The organism is Streptomyces luteogriseus (assembly GCF_014205055.1).
In the GTDB taxonomy this organism is placed as follows: Bacteria; Actinomycetota; Actinomycetes; order Streptomycetales; family Streptomycetaceae; genus Streptomyces; species Streptomyces luteogriseus.
In genome coordinates this window covers 6,655,622-6,670,415 of the sequence record NZ_JACHMS010000001.1, presented here as the reverse complement: position 1 = coordinate 6,670,415, position 14,794 = coordinate 6,655,622, and the positions used below count along the sequence as shown (strand labels likewise).

Genomic DNA, 14,794 nt, shown 5'->3' with positions numbered 1-14,794 from the left:
GGTGCGTGACGTTGTGATCTCACTGTAGGAGGCGCGACTCCGGAATCGCGACCGAATTTATGACCGCTTCTGGCGCTTCCAGGGGCCGGTGATGGCGAGCATGATGCCGGGCGTCTGGATGTTGGCGTAGAGGGTCCGGCCGTCGGGAGAGAAGGTGACGCCGGTGAACTCGCTGTATTCCGGCTCCTCTTCGGTGCCGATGTTCAGCTCGTTGCGGGCGATGGGGTAGGTGCGTCCGCTGTCGGTGGCGCCGAACAGGTGCTGCACGCCTTCGCCGTCCTCGGCGATGACGAGGCCGCCGTAGGGGGAGACGGTGATGTTGTCCGGGCCGTCGAACGCCCCGTCCTTCGACGGGGCGGGGTTCACTCCGAGCAGGACCTTGAGCGTCAGCGTGCGCCGCTTGGGGTCGTAGAACCAGACCTGGCCGTCGTGCTGGACGGGGCTTTCCGCACGGGCGTAGGAGGAGACGATGTAGGCGCCGCCGTCGCCCCACCACATGCCCTCCAGCTTACGGGCGCGGGTGACCTCGCCGTCCTTGAACTGCTTGCGCACGGGGGTGGTGCGGGCGTCGCGGTCGGGGACGTCCACCCAGTCGACTCCGTAGACGGTGCCGGTCTTCGTGGCGCGGGACAGGTCGTCGACGAACGTGCCGCCGGAGTCGAAGCACTTGGGCGCCTGGAGGACGCCGGCGTCGTCGGCGAGCTTGCGGAACTTCCCAGGGCCGTACTCGAAGCCCCTGGGCGGGGTCCAGCGGAAGAAGAGGCCGTTGGGGCCCGAGGCGTCCTCGGTGAGGTAGGCGTGGCCGCGCTTGGGGTCGATGACGACGGCCTCGTGGTCGTAGCGGCCGAAGAACTTCAGCGGCTTGGGGCCGCGATTGGCACGCCGGTCGCACGGATCGACCTCGAACACATAGCCGTGGTCCTTGGTCATGCCGTTGACGCCGGCCTTGTCGGAGTTCTCCTCGCAGGTGAGCCAGGTGCCCCAGGGGGTGGCGCCGCCCGCGCAGTTGGTGGAGGTGCCGGCGATGCCGACCCATTCGGCGACGCGTCCGTCGGGCCGCACCTCGACGACCGTGCAGCCACCGGCCGCGGCCGGGTCGTAGACGAGGCCCTCGGTGAGCGGCACCGGGTGCTCCCAGTTGGCGCGCGGGCCCTTCAGCTCGTGGTTGTTGACGAGCAGGGTGGTGCCGCGGGGGCCGTCGAAGGCGGCGGTGCCGTCGTGGTTGGACGGCGTGGACTCACCGGACTCCAGCTTGGTTTTGCCGCTGTACGTGATGACCCGGTACGCGAAGCCGGCGGGCAGGGCGAGGATGCCCTCGGGGTCCGGGACGAGCGGCCCGTAGCCGACTCCGTGCCGGGCGTCTGCCGCCCGGTCCCCCGCGCTGCCGGTGTCGTCGGAGGCGAGGGCGTTCGGCGCGGTGGCGAGGGCGCCGACACTGCCCGCCAGCGCGACACCGGCACCGGTGATCGCGGAGTTTCTGGCGAAGTCCCTACGGGTGAGCGACATGGTGTCTCCTGTGACGGTGGATATGCCGTGGAGGGTGGCGGACCTCGTTCGGCGAAACCGTCCCGCTCATCCGTGAACACCAGTTGAACAACGCCCTGGGGGCGCGGGGAACTGCGCGAGAAGCCACAGCACACCCGCACCCCCGGTACGAGGTCAGCCCGCCTGCTGCGACCGCGCCTTGAAGGCCGCCTTCCGCGCTTCCTTCGCCACCTTCTTGTCGGGATGCAGCCGCCCCATGGCCTCCAGCACATCGGCGGTCGCGGGATGATCGACCCGCCACACCGCCGCGAAGAACCCACTGTGCTGCTGGGCGAGCCCCTCCACGAGCGCCCGGAGCTCCTCGGAGTTGCCCTCCGCGGCCAGCTGCGCGGCCACCGTGTCGATGGTCAGCCAGTACACCATCGCCTCGGACGGCGCGGGTACGTCCACCGCGCCGTTCTCGGTCAGCCACACCCGCGCGAGCCCGCCCAGTTCGGCGTCGTCGAGCACCTCCCGCAGCGCGGGCTCGGCCGAGGCCCCCACCAGCGACAGGGCCTGCTGACAGCGCAGCCGACGCAACGGCGCCCCGGCGTCCGCACCCCGAGCTGCGGCCAGCAACTCCCGTGCAGCGGCGAGCGATTCGCGCCGCTGGAGCCACTGCTCGGTCTCCGCCTGCGCCGCGCCGGGCGGGAACTCCGCCGTGCCGTCGAGCAGGACGTCGGCTCCCTTGTCGGCGAGGTCCCCGACGGCCGGTGCCTCGAAGCCGGCCTCCATCAGGCGTGCGCGCATGCCGTACAGGCCGAGCGGGGTGAGCCGGACCATGCCGTACCGGGAGACGTCGGTGTCGTCGACGGGTGCCGCGGGCTCCTCGTCGGCGTCGGCCATGAGCGCCTCGTCGACCGGCTGGTAGGCGACCAACCCCACCGGCTCCAGCATCCGGAACTGGTCGTCCAGCCGCATCATGGCGTCGGAGACCTGCTCCAGGACGTCGTTGGTGGGCTCTCCCATGTCGCTGGGCACGATCACCGAGGCGGCCAGCGCCGGCAGCGGCACCGGGGCGCCGCCGGGCGGGTCCTCGCCGGCGGTGAGCAGATAGAGGTTGCCGAGGACGCCGTCGAGGAACTCGGCCTCGGCCTCGGGGTCCCAGTCGAGGGAGGAGAGGTCGACCTCGCCGTCCTCGTCCACGAGTCCGTCCAGGTCGGGCACGCTCGCGTCGGCGAGCACGGTCTCCAGGGCGGTGAGCCACACGGCGAGCACGTCCTGCGGGGAGCCACCGGTGAGCAGGGCCAGGTCCTCACCGGCCGTCACGGTGCCCTCCTCCTCGTCGACGACCTCGACGAGCCCCGCGTCCACGGCGACCCGCCACGCCTCGCTCGCGTCGGCGGCGGCGTCGTCCCCGCTCAGCCCGAGCGCCTCGACGGCCGCGGGCAACTGCTCGTCGACGAGCCCGCCCCCGGCGTCGACACGGGTGTCCGGCCCGGCCCAGCGGGCGAGCCGGGCGGCCCGGGACAACAACGGCGTGGACAGGGCGTCACGCGCCAGCTCCGCTTCGGGGTGCAGCCGCACCGGCGGCAGGGGGGAGCTGTCTGACATCGGCTGTTTCTCCTAGGGCGCCTCATACGACTCAGCCGCTCAGCCTAGACGGATTTCCACCCATGCCGCCCACTTCATCTCCCCGTCGGCCGCCGTACATGGCCGAAACCTTGACAAGTGACATGAACAGGCTGGAGATTGACGCGCGTAGAAGTCGGCGGACACTTGTTCACCGGGCCGGCCCCACCCGGTCCACCCGTCCCCTCCTTCTACGCGCGTCATCGCATCCGCCCCACAGGGAGCGACCGTCAGCCATTCCACACGTGTCCGCCCTCGTCCCGGCGCCCTGTCACGTCCCCGGAGGGAATCCCGTTGCCGAGCAAGTCGTCCGCGCGTCTCGCCGCGCTCACCGTAGCCGCCGCGTGTTCCGCGGCCTCCACGATCGTTCTCACCAGCCCCGCGCACGCGGAGTCGGTCCGCATCCACGACATCCAGGGCAGCACCCGGATGTCCCCGTACGCCGGCCAACAGGTGACGGACGTGACCGGAATCGTCACCGGCATCCGGACCTACGGCTCCTCCCGCGGCTTCTGGATCCAGGACCCGAACCCGGACGCCGACCCGGCGACCAGCGAGGGCGTCTTCGTCTTCACCAGCTCCTCCCCGAAGGGAGTAGCCGTCGGTGACTCCGTGACGGTCGGCGGCACGGTCTCGGAGTACGTCCCCGGCGGCGCGACCTCCGGCAACCAGTCGATCACCGAGATCACCAAGCCGACGACCACGGTCGTCTCCAGCGGCAACGCGCTCCCCGCCGCCACGGCGATCACCTCGCGCTCGGTCCCGGCCGCCTACGCGCCGACCGGCGACACCGCCGCGAACGGCTCGGTCAACGCACTCCCCCTCAAGCCCTCGAAGTACGCCCTGGACTACTACGAGTCCTTGGAGGGCATGTCCGTACGGGTCACCGACACCCGTGTCGTCGGCGCCACCGACCCCTACACCGAGCTCTGGGTGACGGTGAAGCCGCACGAGAACCGCAACCGCCACGGCGGCACGGTCTACGGCTCCTACGACGACCAGAACTCGGGCCGCCTCCAGATCCAGACCCTCGGCGCGACGGCGGAGTTCCCCAAGGCGAACGTGGGCGACACCCTCACGGGCACCACCGCGGGCCCCCTGGACTACAACCAGTTCGGCGGCTACACCCTGGTCGCGAGCGAACTCGGCACCCTGAAGAGCGCGGGCCTGGAGCGCGAGACGACCCGCAAGCAGCGCTCCTCCGAACTCGCGGTCGCCACCTACAACGTCGAGAACCTCGACCCGACCGACGACACGTTCGCCGCCCACGCCTCCGCGATCGTGCACCACCTGAAGTCGCCCGACATCGTGTCCCTGGAGGAGATCCAGGACAACAACGGGGCGAAGAACGACGGTACGGTCGCCGCAGACCAGACGCTGACCAAGCTGATCGACGCGATCGTCGCGGCCGGCGGCCCGAAGTACGACTGGCGCTCGATCGACCCGGCGGACAACACCGACGGCGGCGAGCCGGGCGGCAACATCCGCCAGGCCTTCCTGTTCAACCCGGAGCGGGTCTCCTTCGCGGATCGCCCCGGCGGCGACGCCACCACGGCCACCGCCGTGACGAAGATCCGCGGCAAGGCCCACCTCACCCTCAGCCCCGGCCGCATCGCGCCCGCCGACGAGGCCTGGAAGAGCAGCCGCAAGCCGCTGGCCGGCGAGTTCGTCTTCCGCGGCCGCACGGTCTTCGTGATCGCCAACCACTTCAACTCCAAGGGCGGCGACCAGGGTCTGACCTCCCAGTACCAGCCGCCGTCCCGCAGCTCCGAGACGCAGCGCCACCAGCAGGCCACCCTGGTGAACGCCTTCGTCAAGGACATCCTCGACACCCAGAAGAACGCGGACGTCGTCACGCTGGGCGACATCAACGACTTCGAGTTCTCGAAGACCGCGCAGCTCCTCGAGGGCCGCGGCGAACTCTGGTCGGCGATCAAGTCGCTCCCCCGCAACGAGCGCTACTCGTACGTCTACCAGGGCAACAGCCAGGTCCTCGACCAGATCCTGATCAGCCCGTCGATCCGCCGCGCCTGCGACTTCGAGTACGACAGCGTGCACGTCAACGCGGAGTTCAACGACCAGATCAGCGACCACGACCCGCAGGTCCTGCGCTTCCGCCCGTAACACCCGGGGCCGGCCGGGCACCGACCCGGCCGGCCCACCCATGCTTACTCCGGCACCAGCCCCAGAGCATGCTCGTACCGGCTGCCGACGCTCCCCTTCAAACCCGGATACGTCCGCACCCGCTCCCAGCCCTGACTCGGCGGGGCGGCCAGCGCCCGGTCATAGGCGTCGGCACTGGCCCACTCCGCGTAGTTCAGTACGTGTCCGCCGTCCGTACTCAGATGGAAGTGCGCGGATATCAGCCCCGCGTGTCCCTCCGGGTCGTCCCCCAGGGCCTTCACCACGAGATCGACCCACTCCTCCCGGCGCTCCTCAGCCTCGAAGTCGACCCGCACGGTGACGATCAGACCCGGCACCCTCGCATCTCCCACGGCGCGCTCCCGGCTCCGGTACCGCCGGTACCGCCCCAGCCCGACCCGTTCGATGCCCGGTACGGCGGTGTCGATCTCGTCGACGCGTTCCTGCCGGTGGGTCTTCACGAACGACTCGAAGGCATGCTCGCCGGTCCACTGCGAGTAGTGCATCAGGGTGGACCCGTCGTGGCCCGCGTACACGTGATACCCCAGCAGATCCCTGGCGGGCCAGGGCCGCCGCTCCCAGGTACGCCCGATGGCCTCCACCGTCTGCCGCTGCCGCTCGGGGGTGCCCACCCGCCATGCGCTGAAGAAGGGAGCACCGACGCGGGGGTCGGTCACGTCGGGGTGCTGCTCGGTTACAGGGCTCATGAACACTCCAGTCGTAGCGCCGGTCGCGAACACACCCCACCTTTCAACCTCAACCAAACTTGAGGTCAAGAGAGGTCAGAACAACTCGGCGCCCCGGCTGGGGCCGGGTGGCCCCGCAGCCCGGCGAAGCGGAGTGCCGCTGCGTGCACGCGAAACAAGTCCGCACCCGAACGCAAGCGGCGCAAGCCAGGACACTCCCGCACCCGCGCGCATGCGGCGCAAGTCGCGACGCTCCCGCACCCGCGTACGGCGAGAAGGGGCCGTGCCGGGGGGTGTCCGCCCGCAGCGGTTGGCGCGTCAACGGACAGTCAGCTGGTGTGGCACCCCATCGCGCCGTTCCGAGGACGGACACCCCCCGGCGCGGCCCCGACCCACCCACAACGCGAAGGCGAAACGCACCCCGCACCCCACCCGGCGTCAGCGATGCCCGTGCACATGCCTCCACCGCAACACCCCGACAGCCACCACGGCCCCCGCCGCGCCGGCCGCCAGCACCGGCTTCGGATGCCGCATCCCAGCCTGAACCACCGTCCGCACCGGCCGGGGCCCCGCATGCGCCGCCCTGTCGTGCACGGTGTGCCCCGCCTGCGCGGCGCTGCTCCGCAGCTGCACCGTCATCGCCCCGGCCTTGTCCCGCAGATCGGCCGCCCGCGCCCGCGCACGCCCCTTCACATCGGCCTTCCCCGCCAACTCCTCCACCGTGTTGCCGAGTTCACTACGGGTCCGCTCGATCTGCCGCCGCAGTTCATCGGGCCCCTTCGCACCACCCGTCGCGTCCGTCATCGATGCGCCCTCTCCTTGATCTCCTCCATGTCCGCCCTGACACTCCCGAGAGCCTGCTCGGGCGTAGGCGGAGTGGCCCGCCGCAGCTGCGCCCGCCCGGTCGCCGCCAGCACGGCCGCGATCACGAACAGCACCCCCGTCACGATCAGCGCCGCGGCCCACACCGGCAGCACCAGCGAGAGCGCGGCGACACCCGCACCGGACAGAACGAGCAGCCCGGCGTACGCGACGGCGCCCGCCGCCCCGAGCAGCCCGCCACCTCGCCCCGCACGCCGCCCCTTCTCGGCCAGCTCCTCCTTGGCGAGTGCCACTTCCTGCCGCATGAGCGTGGAGAGCTGCTCCGTGGCCTGTCCGACGAGCTCGCCCACGGAGCGGCGCTCATCGTGCACGGAGCGGCGCTCGACGTGCACGGCCCGATGATCCATGGTCCCGGTCACGGTTCCGCCTCCTCCCGAAGTCAGGACCACCCGGGTACCCGAAGAGCCCCGCAGCTACCCCGGCCGAGACGACTGTGCGCGGCGCGAAGCAGACGATGAAGCATCACTTACCAGTACTTGGTAACAGTATTAAGTGGAGCTACACTATCGCGGCGCCGAGACTACCCCCATGACCACACCGCCACCCACACCACCCCTCGGCCGCACCCTCTGCGCCATGATCACCCCCTTCACCCCGTCCGGAGCCCTCGACCTCGACGGCGCCCAGCACCTCGCCACCCACCTGGTGGCGAACGGCTGCGACGGCCTGGTCCTCTCCGGCACGACGGGCGAGTCCCCCACCACCACGGACGCCGAGAAGTCGGCCCTCGTCGCCGCCGTCAAGGAGGCGGTGGGCGACCGGGCGAAGGTCGTCACCGGCATCGGCACCCCCGACACCCGGCACACCACGGAACTGGCTCGGGAGGCCGAGAAGGCGGGCGCCGACGGCCTGTTGGTGGTGTCGCCGTACTACAGCAGACCCCCGCAGGACGCGATCGAGGCCCACTTCCGGCAGATCGCTGACGCGTGCGAACTCCCGCTCATGCTCTACGACATCCCCGCCCGCACCGGCACCCGCATCGAACCGGAGACGATCCTCCGTCTCGCCGACCATCCCAGGATCGTCGCGGTCAAGGACTGCTCCCAGGACTTCCTGGGCGCTCAGAAGGTCCTGGCCCGCACGGACCTGGCGTACTACGCGGGCTGCGACGAACACAACCTCGCGCTGTACGCCGTGGGCGGCACCGGGTACGTCAGCACGGTCGCGAACGTGATCCCGACCCACCTGCGAGCGGCCCTGGACGCGTTCGACGCGGGTGACACGGCCCGGGCGGCCCGCCTCCAGCAGCAGGCGACCCCCCTCATCGAGGCGATCATGTCGGCGGGCCTGCCGGGCACCGTCACGGTCAAGGCGCTCCTCGACGAACTGGCCCTCCCCGCGGGCCCGGTCCGCGGCCCCCTTCAGCCCGCCGGCCGCGGAACGACCGACGAACTGCTCTCGCTCCACGAGGCCCTGATCAGCATGTGATCACTGATCACTGATCACCGCTCCGCGAACACCGGCTCCCACCCCCCGTGCTGTCCTCGGGCGACCGAAGGGGAACGGCCCGTGCCGCAGTCGCCTGCGCCACGGGCCGTCCCGTCTGCTCTGTCCGCTCTGCCCGTTCAGTTCCAGGCGTACCCGTCACCGAACAGCAGCGTGTGCTCCAGCACGTCCTCCGCCGGGTCGTCGATCTGACCGACGTTGACGTTGATCAGACCGACGCGGTGGCCGTTGTGCGAGCCGGTGTTGGTCTCGTCGGCGTGCGCGGCACCCGCAGGGAGCCAGCACACCGCCAGCGTCGCGACCACCCCGGCCAGCCGGCGCGCCCCGGCCCGCCCCCGCTCGTTCCTCATGCCCCGGTCCTCTTTTCGTCGGTTCGGCGTCTGATCGGACACTGCGTCCACCCGTTCATCTGCCAAAACCACCGTGAGGTCACGCCGGGTCATCCGTACGGGAAGGTCCGGGGCCGTCAGTTGTGGCTGTGGAGGATCTCGTTCAGGCCGCCCCACACCGCGTTGTTCGGCCGGGCCTCAACCGTGCCGGTGACCGAGTTGCGGCGGAAGAGGATGTTGGAGGCACCGGACAGCTCGCGGGCCTTGATGATCTGGCCGTCGGGCATGGTGACGCGGGTTCCGGCGGTGACGTAGAGGCCGGCCTCGACGACGCACTCGTCGCCGAGGGCGATGCCGACCCCCGCCTCGGCGCCGATCAGGCAGCGCTCGCCGACGGAGATGATGACGTTGCCGCCGCCGGAGAGGGTGCCCATCGTGGAGGCGCCGCCACCGATGTCCGAGCCGTCGCCGATCACGACGCCGGCGGAGATGCGGCCCTCGACCATCGAGGTGCCGAGCGTGCCGGCGTTGAAGTTGACGAAGCCCTCGTGCATCACGGTGGTGCCCTCGGCGAGGTGGGCGCCGAGGCGGACCCGGTCGGCGTCGGCGATCCGGACTCCCTTGGGGGCCACGTAGTCCGTCATGCGCGGGAACTTGTCGACGGAGGTCACCTGGAGGTGCAGGCCCTCGGCGCGGGCGTTCAGCCGGACCTTCTCGAGGTCGTCGACGGCGACCGGGCCGAGCGAGGTCCAGGCGACGTTGGCGAGGAAGCCGAAGATGCCGTCCAGGCTCTGCCCGTGCGGCTTGACCAGGCGGTGGGAGAGCAGGTGCAGGCGCAGGTAGGCGTCGTGCGCGTCGATCGGCTTCTCGTCGAGCGAGGCGATGACCGTGCGGACCGCGACCACCTCGACGCCCCGGCGGGCGTCCGGGCCGATCGCCGCGGTCGCGCCGCCGCCGAGCAGCTCCGCGGCCCGCTCGGCGGACAGTCGCTCGGTGCCGGACGGGCCGGGCTGGTCGGCCAGCTCGGGCGCGGGGAACCAGGTGTCGAGAACGGTACCGTCGGCGGCGATCGTGGCGAGGCCGGCGGCCACCGCGCCGGTGGTGCGAGGAGCAGTCGTGTCGGTCATGAGGGCAACCTAACCGGCGGACGCCGATGGAGGCGAACCGGTACGGGGGAGTCTCACGGGACGGGCGGTATCCGCACCTCCGAACACCCCCTCAACAGCACGGACGCACAGCTCGGCCACCCGGCAAGGCCACCGGTCGGGACACCCGGCTCGGGCACCCGAGTGGAACACCAACACGGCCACCTGGTTGGGACACCCGACACGGCCACCTGGTTGGGACACCCGGCTCGGGCACCACCCCGAAGCACCCGTCCGCGGACGGGCCCGGCCCCCGGCCTCACCCCGGCGCCCCCGCGAGCACCCGCCCCAGCACCTCCCGCGCATACGCCTCGTCATACGGCACCCCCGTCAGCAGCGCCTGCAGGCAGATGCCGTCGACGACCGCCACCAGCGCCCGCGCGGTCACCGGATCCGTATGCCGGGACAGCAGCTCGGCGACGCCCTCGGCCCACTCGGCGGCGACGGGCCGCAGGGCGGGCCGGCGCAGCGCGGCCAGGTACAGCTCGTACTCCAGCTCCACCCCCGTCCGCTCGCCCGCGAGCCACTCCCCCATCCACGCGGCGAGTTCGGCGGCCAGATCGGTGCGCGGGTCCTCCAGACCGCCGCGCGAGGCGACCACCTTGGCGAAGCCCTCGTTGGCCTGCCGCAGCGCGGCGACCAGCAGCTCGTCGAGGGTCTTGAAGTGGTACGTCGTCGAGCCCAGCGGCACATCCGCCTCGGCGGCGGCGCTGCGGTGGCTCAGCCCGGCGATCCCCTTCTCCCCGACGACCCGGATCGCCGCGTCGATGATCCGCTGGCGCCTCTCGGGGTCGTAGCGCCGGGCCATCAGTGGGCTCCGCCCAGGTTCAGCACCACGACCCCGACGATGATCAGCGCGATGCCGGCGGCCTTGGCGACGGTCATGCCCTCGCCCAGGAACGCGATCCCGATCGTGGCGATGGCGGCGGTGCCGACCCCGGCCCAGATGGCGTAGGCCGTGCCGACCGAGACGGTCTTCAGGGTCTGCGCGAGCAGCGCGAAGGAGACGACGTAGCCGAGGACCGTGACCAGGGACGGACCGAGCCTGCTGAAGCCGTCGCTGTACTTCATCGCGGTGGTCGCACCGACTTCGGCGGCTATGGCCCCGGCCAGCAGCAGATATCCCATATGTACGAGCGTACACAACACCTGTACACCCGTACACAACGGGCCTTCGGGTATCGGACGGAAATCGCTCTCACAAAACGCGTCACAGGGGCCCCACGCGTCCACTACGGTGTCACCGATCACACACCGGGCCACCACAACTGCGCCGCCGTCAAGGGTGCCCCGCCGGAGGAACAGCGCATGTCAGAAAGCAAGTCCCGGCCGCCACAGGACCGTCCCTGGGAGAGCGGCTGGGCCCCGGACACCACCCGGGCACCGGGGACGCGACGGCTCTGGCTGGCGGGCACGCTCGCCCTGGCCACGATCACCGCGTGCGTCACGGCCATCACCGTCCTGGACAGCGAGTCCGGCGAGCCGGAAGCCCGGGCGGCGGAGCCGACCACCCTGAGCAGTTCGGCCCCGGGCGGCCTGATCTCCTTCGCGACCCCCTCCGAGGACGCCACCGAGAAGCCCGGCGGGGACCGGACCGAGCCGACCCCCACCCCCAGCGCCAGCGTGTCGAGCGCGTCCCCGAGCCCGAAGCCCGGGAAGAAGGCCCCGAAGCCGCCGAAGGCGTCCCCAGCCCCCTCGAAGCACCCGAAGCCCCCGTCCACGCACGGCATATCCATACGCTCGGTCAACTTCCCCGACCGCTACTGGCGGGTGCGCGACGGCTATGTGCGCCTGGACCAGATCGGCTCGGGCCCCGAGCAGCGCGAGGACGCCACTTTCCAGCGCGTCGCCGGCCTCGCCGACTCCTCCTGCTACTCCTTCACCACCGCGGACGGCCGCTATCTGCGCCACCGCAGCTTCGTCCTGGTCGCGAACATGAACGACGGCTCGTCCCTCTTCGGCAAGGACGCCACGTTCTGCCCCCGCTACTGGTCCGCATCGGGCACGCTCACGCTGGAGTCGGTCAACTACCCGGGCCGCTTCCTGCGCCACCGCAACTTCCAGCTCCGCCTGGACCCCTACGAGAACAGCCGGCTGTACCACTCGGACACGTCGTTCCAGATGGTGGCCGGGCTGGACTGAGCTGAGCACAGCCGGGCTGGACGAGCACATACGTGAGGGCGGCACCCGGACCGGGTGCCGCCCTCACGTATGTCAGTGGAGCTCAGAGGATCTCAGACGTTGAACCCGAGAGCCCGAAGCTGCTCGCGTCCGTCGTCCGTGATCTTGTCAGGGCCCCACGGGGGCATCCAGACCCAGTTGATCCGCAGCTCGCTCACGAGGCCGTCCGTGGCGGACTTCGCCTGGTCCTCGATGACGTCCGTCAGCGGGCAGGCCGCCGACGTCAGAGTCATGTCGAGCGTCGCGATGTTCGCGTCGTCGATGTGGATGCCGTAGATCAGGCCGAGGTTGACGACGTCGATGCCCAGCTCGGGGTCGACGACGTCGTACAGCGCCTCACGGACCTCTTCCTCGGAGGCCGGCTTCATCTCAACGGTCTCGCTCATGCCGTCGTCTCCTTCTCGGCGTCGGCTCCGCCCAGTACCTGGGCCGTCGCGTCCTTCCAGGCCATCCAGCTCAGCAGGGCGCACTTCACCCGGGCCGGGTACTTGGACACCCCGGCGAACGCGACCGCGTCCTCCAGGATCTCCTCCATCGCATCGTCGGGTTCGAGCTTCCCCTTGGACTGCATCAGCTCCAGGAAGGTCTCCTGGATCTTCCGCGCGTCGGAGAGGTCCTTGCCGACGAGGAGGTCGTTCAGTACGGACGCGCTCGCCTGGCTGATCGAACAGCCCTGGCCCTCGTACGAGACGTCCTCGATCGTGGTGCCGTCGTACTTCACGCGCAGTGTGATCTCGTCACCGCACGTCGGGTTGACGTGGTGCACCTCGGCGTCGCCATCCCGCAAGCCCCGCCCGTGCGGGTTCTTGTAGTGGTCCAGGATGACTTCCTGGTACATGGAGTCCAGTTTCACCGTTCAGCACGCCCCTCAGCCGAAGAAGTTCCGTACGTGCTCCAAGCCGTCGACCAGCGCGTCGATCTCGCCCGGCGTGGAGTACAGATAGAACGACGCTCGCGTGGTCGCAGGAATTCCGTAGCGGAGGCAGACCGGCCGTGCGCAGTGGTGGCCGACCCGGACCGCGATGCCCTGCTCGTCGAGGACCTGGCCCACGTCGTGCGGGTGGATGTCCCCGAGGGTGAAACTGATCGCCGCACCGCGCTCCTCGGCCGTGGTCGGGCCGATGATCCGCAGGTCGGGGACCTCCGCCAGCCGCTTCACCGCGTACTCGGTGAGTGCGTGCTCGTGGGCGAGGATCTTGTCCATGCCGATCGCGTCGAGGTAGTCGATCGCCGCGCCGAGTCCGACCGCCTGGGCGATCGGGGGCGTGCCCGCCTCGAACTTGTGGGGCGCCGGGGCGTAGGTCGAGGAGTGCATCGACACCGTCTCGATCATCTCGCCACCGCCGAGGAACGGAGGCAGATCCTCCAGCAGCTCCTGGCGGCCCCAGAGGACTCCGATGCCGGTAGGGGCGCACATCTTGTGGCCGGTGAAGGCCACGAAGTCGGCCTGCAGGGCCTGTACGTCCAGCGGCATGTGCGGCGCGGCCTGGGAGGCGTCGATGCACACCAGCGCACCGACCTCCTGGGCGCGGCGCACGATCGCCTCGACCGGGTTCTGCGTGCCGAGGATGTTGGAGACCAGCACGAAGGAGACGATCTTCGTCTTCTCCGTGATGATCTCGTCGATGTTCGACAGGTCGAGGCGGCCGTCGTCGGTCAGGCCGAACCACTTCAGCTTCGCGCCCGTGCGCTGCGCGAGCAGCTGCCACGGCACGATGTTGGAGTGGTGCTCCATCTCCGTGATGACGATCTCGGTCTCGGAGTCCACGCGGTAGGGCTCGTCGGCCCAGCCCAGCATGTTCGCCACGAGGTTGAGCGACTCCGAGGCGTTCTTGGTGAAGATCACCTCGTCACGGCTGGGCGCGTTGATAAACTCCGCGACCTTGTCGCGCGCGCCCTCGTACAGCGCCGTGGCCTCCTCGGCGAGCACATGCACACCGCGGTGGACGTTGGCGTTGTAGCGCTCGTAGTACTCGTTCAGGGCGTCCAGCACCTGGCGCGGCTTTTGGCTGGTCGCCGCGTTGTCCAGGTACACGAGCTTCCGGCCTTCGTGGACCTGGCGGTCCAGGATGGGGAAGTCCTTGCGGATCGCCTCTGTGTCGAGGAGGCCCGGCAGCAATGTCACGCGGATGCGCCACCCTTCGTGTATGCCTCGTAGCCCTCTTCCTCCAGCTTGTCGGCGAGCTCGGCGCCGCCGGACTCGACGATCCGGCCACCGGAGAAGACGTGCACGTGGTCGGGCTTGATGTAGCGGAGGATGCGCGTGTAGTGCGTGATCAGCAGCGTGCCGACCTCGCCCGTCTCGCGGACGCGGTTCACGCCCTCCGACACCACGCGCAGGGCGTCGACGTCCAGGCCGGAGTCGGTCTCGTCGAGGACGGCGACCTTCGGCTTGAGCAGCTCCAGCTGGAGGATCTCGTGGCGCTTCTTCTCACCGCCGGAGAAGCCCTCGTTGACGTTGCGCTCGGCGAAGGACGGGTCGATGTTGAGGCGCTGCATGGCCTCCTTGACCTCCTTCACCCAGGTGCGCAGCTTGGGGGCCTCGCCGCGGACTGCGGTGGCGGAGGTGCGCAGGAAGTTCGACACGGAGACACCCGGTACCTCGACCGGGTACTGCATCGCGAGGAACAGGCCGGCGCGGGCGCGCTCGTCGACGGACATCTCCAGGACGTCCTCGCCGTCGAGGGTGACGGTGCCGCCGGTGATCGTGTACTTCGGGTGACCCGCGAGGGAGTAGGCGAGGGTCGACTTGCCGGAGCCGTTGGGGCCCATGATGGCGTGCGTCTCGCCCTGCTTCACGGTGAGGTCGACGCCCTTGAGGATCTCCTTCGTGGCGTTGTCGGCCTCGACGGTGACGTGCAGGTCTCGGATTTCAAGCGTTGCCATG

General features: G+C 70.2%; 16 protein-coding genes. 3 read left to right on the top strand and 13 right to left on the bottom strand.

The genetic code is table 11. The features are described from left to right. Positions 1-57: 57 nt before the first annotated feature. Both BJ965_RS29700 and BJ965_RS29695 read right to left on the bottom strand, forming a co-directional pair. Positions 58-1,506, bottom strand: coding sequence for an alkaline phosphatase PhoX (locus BJ965_RS29700; protein WP_184912803.1), 1,449 nt, complete (start codon positions 1,504-1,506; stop codon positions 58-60). A gap of 153 nt (positions 1,507-1,659) precedes the next feature. Continuing rightward, positions 1,660-3,078, bottom strand: coding sequence for a hypothetical protein (locus BJ965_RS29695; protein WP_184912801.1), 1,419 nt, complete (start codon positions 3,076-3,078; stop codon positions 1,660-1,662). Between the two features lie 312 nt (positions 3,079-3,390). On the opposite strand from BJ965_RS29695, the gene BJ965_RS29690 reads away from it, so the two are divergent. Then, positions 3,391-5,220, top strand: coding sequence for an endonuclease/exonuclease/phosphatase family protein (locus tag BJ965_RS29690; protein WP_184912799.1), 1,830 nt, complete (start codon positions 3,391-3,393; stop codon positions 5,218-5,220). A gap of 44 nt (positions 5,221-5,264) precedes the next feature. On the opposite strand, the gene BJ965_RS29685 is transcribed toward BJ965_RS29690, so the two are convergent. The 3 genes from BJ965_RS29685 to BJ965_RS29675 all read right to left on the bottom strand — a co-directional run bounded on the left by BJ965_RS29685 (position 5,265) and on the right by BJ965_RS29675 (position 7,165). Beyond that, positions 5,265-5,945: an antibiotic biosynthesis monooxygenase gene (locus tag BJ965_RS29685; RefSeq protein ID WP_184912796.1), complete on the bottom strand. Its 681-nt coding sequence runs from the start codon at positions 5,943-5,945 to the stop codon at positions 5,265-5,267. Positions 5,946-6,362: 417 nt separating this feature from the next. Continuing rightward, positions 6,363-6,728, bottom strand: a complete 366-nt coding sequence (locus tag BJ965_RS29680; RefSeq protein WP_184912794.1) for a DUF3618 domain-containing protein — start codon at positions 6,726-6,728, stop codon at positions 6,363-6,365. Further along, a complete protein-coding gene (locus BJ965_RS29675; protein ID WP_376777950.1) occupies positions 6,725-7,165 on the bottom strand; it encodes a phage holin family protein in 441 nt (146 codons plus the stop codon). The genes BJ965_RS29680 and BJ965_RS29675 overlap by 4 nt, the downstream gene beginning before the upstream one ends. Positions 7,166-7,334: 169 nt before the next feature. Between BJ965_RS29675 and dapA the strand changes: the two genes are divergently transcribed. After that, positions 7,335-8,234: a 4-hydroxy-tetrahydrodipicolinate synthase gene (gene dapA, locus BJ965_RS29670; protein WP_184912792.1), complete on the top strand. Its 900-nt coding sequence runs from the start codon at positions 7,335-7,337 to the stop codon at positions 8,232-8,234. Positions 8,235-8,371: 137 nt separating this feature from the next. Here dapA and BJ965_RS29665 read toward each other — a convergent pair whose 3' ends face one another. From BJ965_RS29665 to BJ965_RS29650, 4 genes are all read right to left on the bottom strand, one after another. Next, entirely contained in the window at positions 8,372-8,602 is a 231-nt protein-coding gene (locus BJ965_RS29665) for a hypothetical protein (RefSeq protein ID WP_184912790.1), read from the bottom strand. Between the two features lie 116 nt (positions 8,603-8,718). After that, a complete protein-coding gene (gene dapD, locus BJ965_RS29660; RefSeq protein ID WP_161367357.1) occupies positions 8,719-9,708 on the bottom strand; it encodes a 2,3,4,5-tetrahydropyridine-2,6-dicarboxylate N-succinyltransferase in 990 nt (329 codons plus the stop codon). A 277-nt stretch (positions 9,709-9,985) separates the two neighbouring features. Next, a complete protein-coding gene (locus BJ965_RS29655; protein ID WP_184912787.1) occupies positions 9,986-10,534 on the bottom strand; it encodes a TetR/AcrR family transcriptional regulator in 549 nt (182 codons plus the stop codon). Further along, a complete protein-coding gene (locus tag BJ965_RS29650; RefSeq protein ID WP_030852653.1) occupies positions 10,534-10,854 on the bottom strand; it encodes a DMT family transporter in 321 nt (106 codons plus the stop codon). The genes BJ965_RS29655 and BJ965_RS29650 overlap by 1 nt, the downstream gene beginning before the upstream one ends. Positions 10,855-11,034: 180 nt before the next feature. Here BJ965_RS29650 and BJ965_RS29645 point away from each other — a divergent pair, with 180 nt between their 5' ends. Further along, the gene (locus BJ965_RS29645) at positions 11,035-11,868 is read left to right on the top strand and encodes an AbfB domain-containing protein (protein WP_184912785.1); all 834 of its coding nucleotides are present in this window, start codon (positions 11,035-11,037) and stop codon (positions 11,866-11,868) included. Between the two features lie 92 nt (positions 11,869-11,960). Here the strand turns inward: BJ965_RS29645 and BJ965_RS29640 are convergent, their stop codons facing one another. From BJ965_RS29640 to sufC, 4 genes are read right to left on the bottom strand one after another with little or no spacing between them, the layout of a single operon-like run. Continuing rightward, complete coding sequence (locus tag BJ965_RS29640; RefSeq protein WP_028809645.1) at positions 11,961-12,293, bottom strand: metal-sulfur cluster assembly factor; 333 nt, start codon at positions 12,291-12,293, stop codon at positions 11,961-11,963. Then, positions 12,290-12,760 (bottom strand): Fe-S cluster assembly sulfur transfer protein SufU, encoded by a 471-nt coding sequence (gene sufU / locus BJ965_RS29635; RefSeq protein WP_030852662.1) that lies wholly within the window; start codon positions 12,758-12,760, stop codon positions 12,290-12,292. The genes BJ965_RS29640 and sufU overlap by 4 nt, the downstream gene beginning before the upstream one ends. 15 nt (positions 12,761-12,775) lie before the next feature. Beyond that, positions 12,776-14,032, bottom strand: coding sequence for a cysteine desulfurase (locus tag BJ965_RS29630; RefSeq protein ID WP_184912782.1), 1,257 nt, complete (start codon positions 14,030-14,032; stop codon positions 12,776-12,778). Continuing rightward, positions 14,029-14,793 (bottom strand): Fe-S cluster assembly ATPase SufC, encoded by a 765-nt coding sequence (gene sufC / locus BJ965_RS29625; protein ID WP_184912780.1) that lies wholly within the window; start codon positions 14,791-14,793, stop codon positions 14,029-14,031. Before sufC ends, BJ965_RS29630 begins: the two co-directional genes overlap by 4 nt. Between the last annotated feature and the right edge of the window lies 1 nt (position 14,794).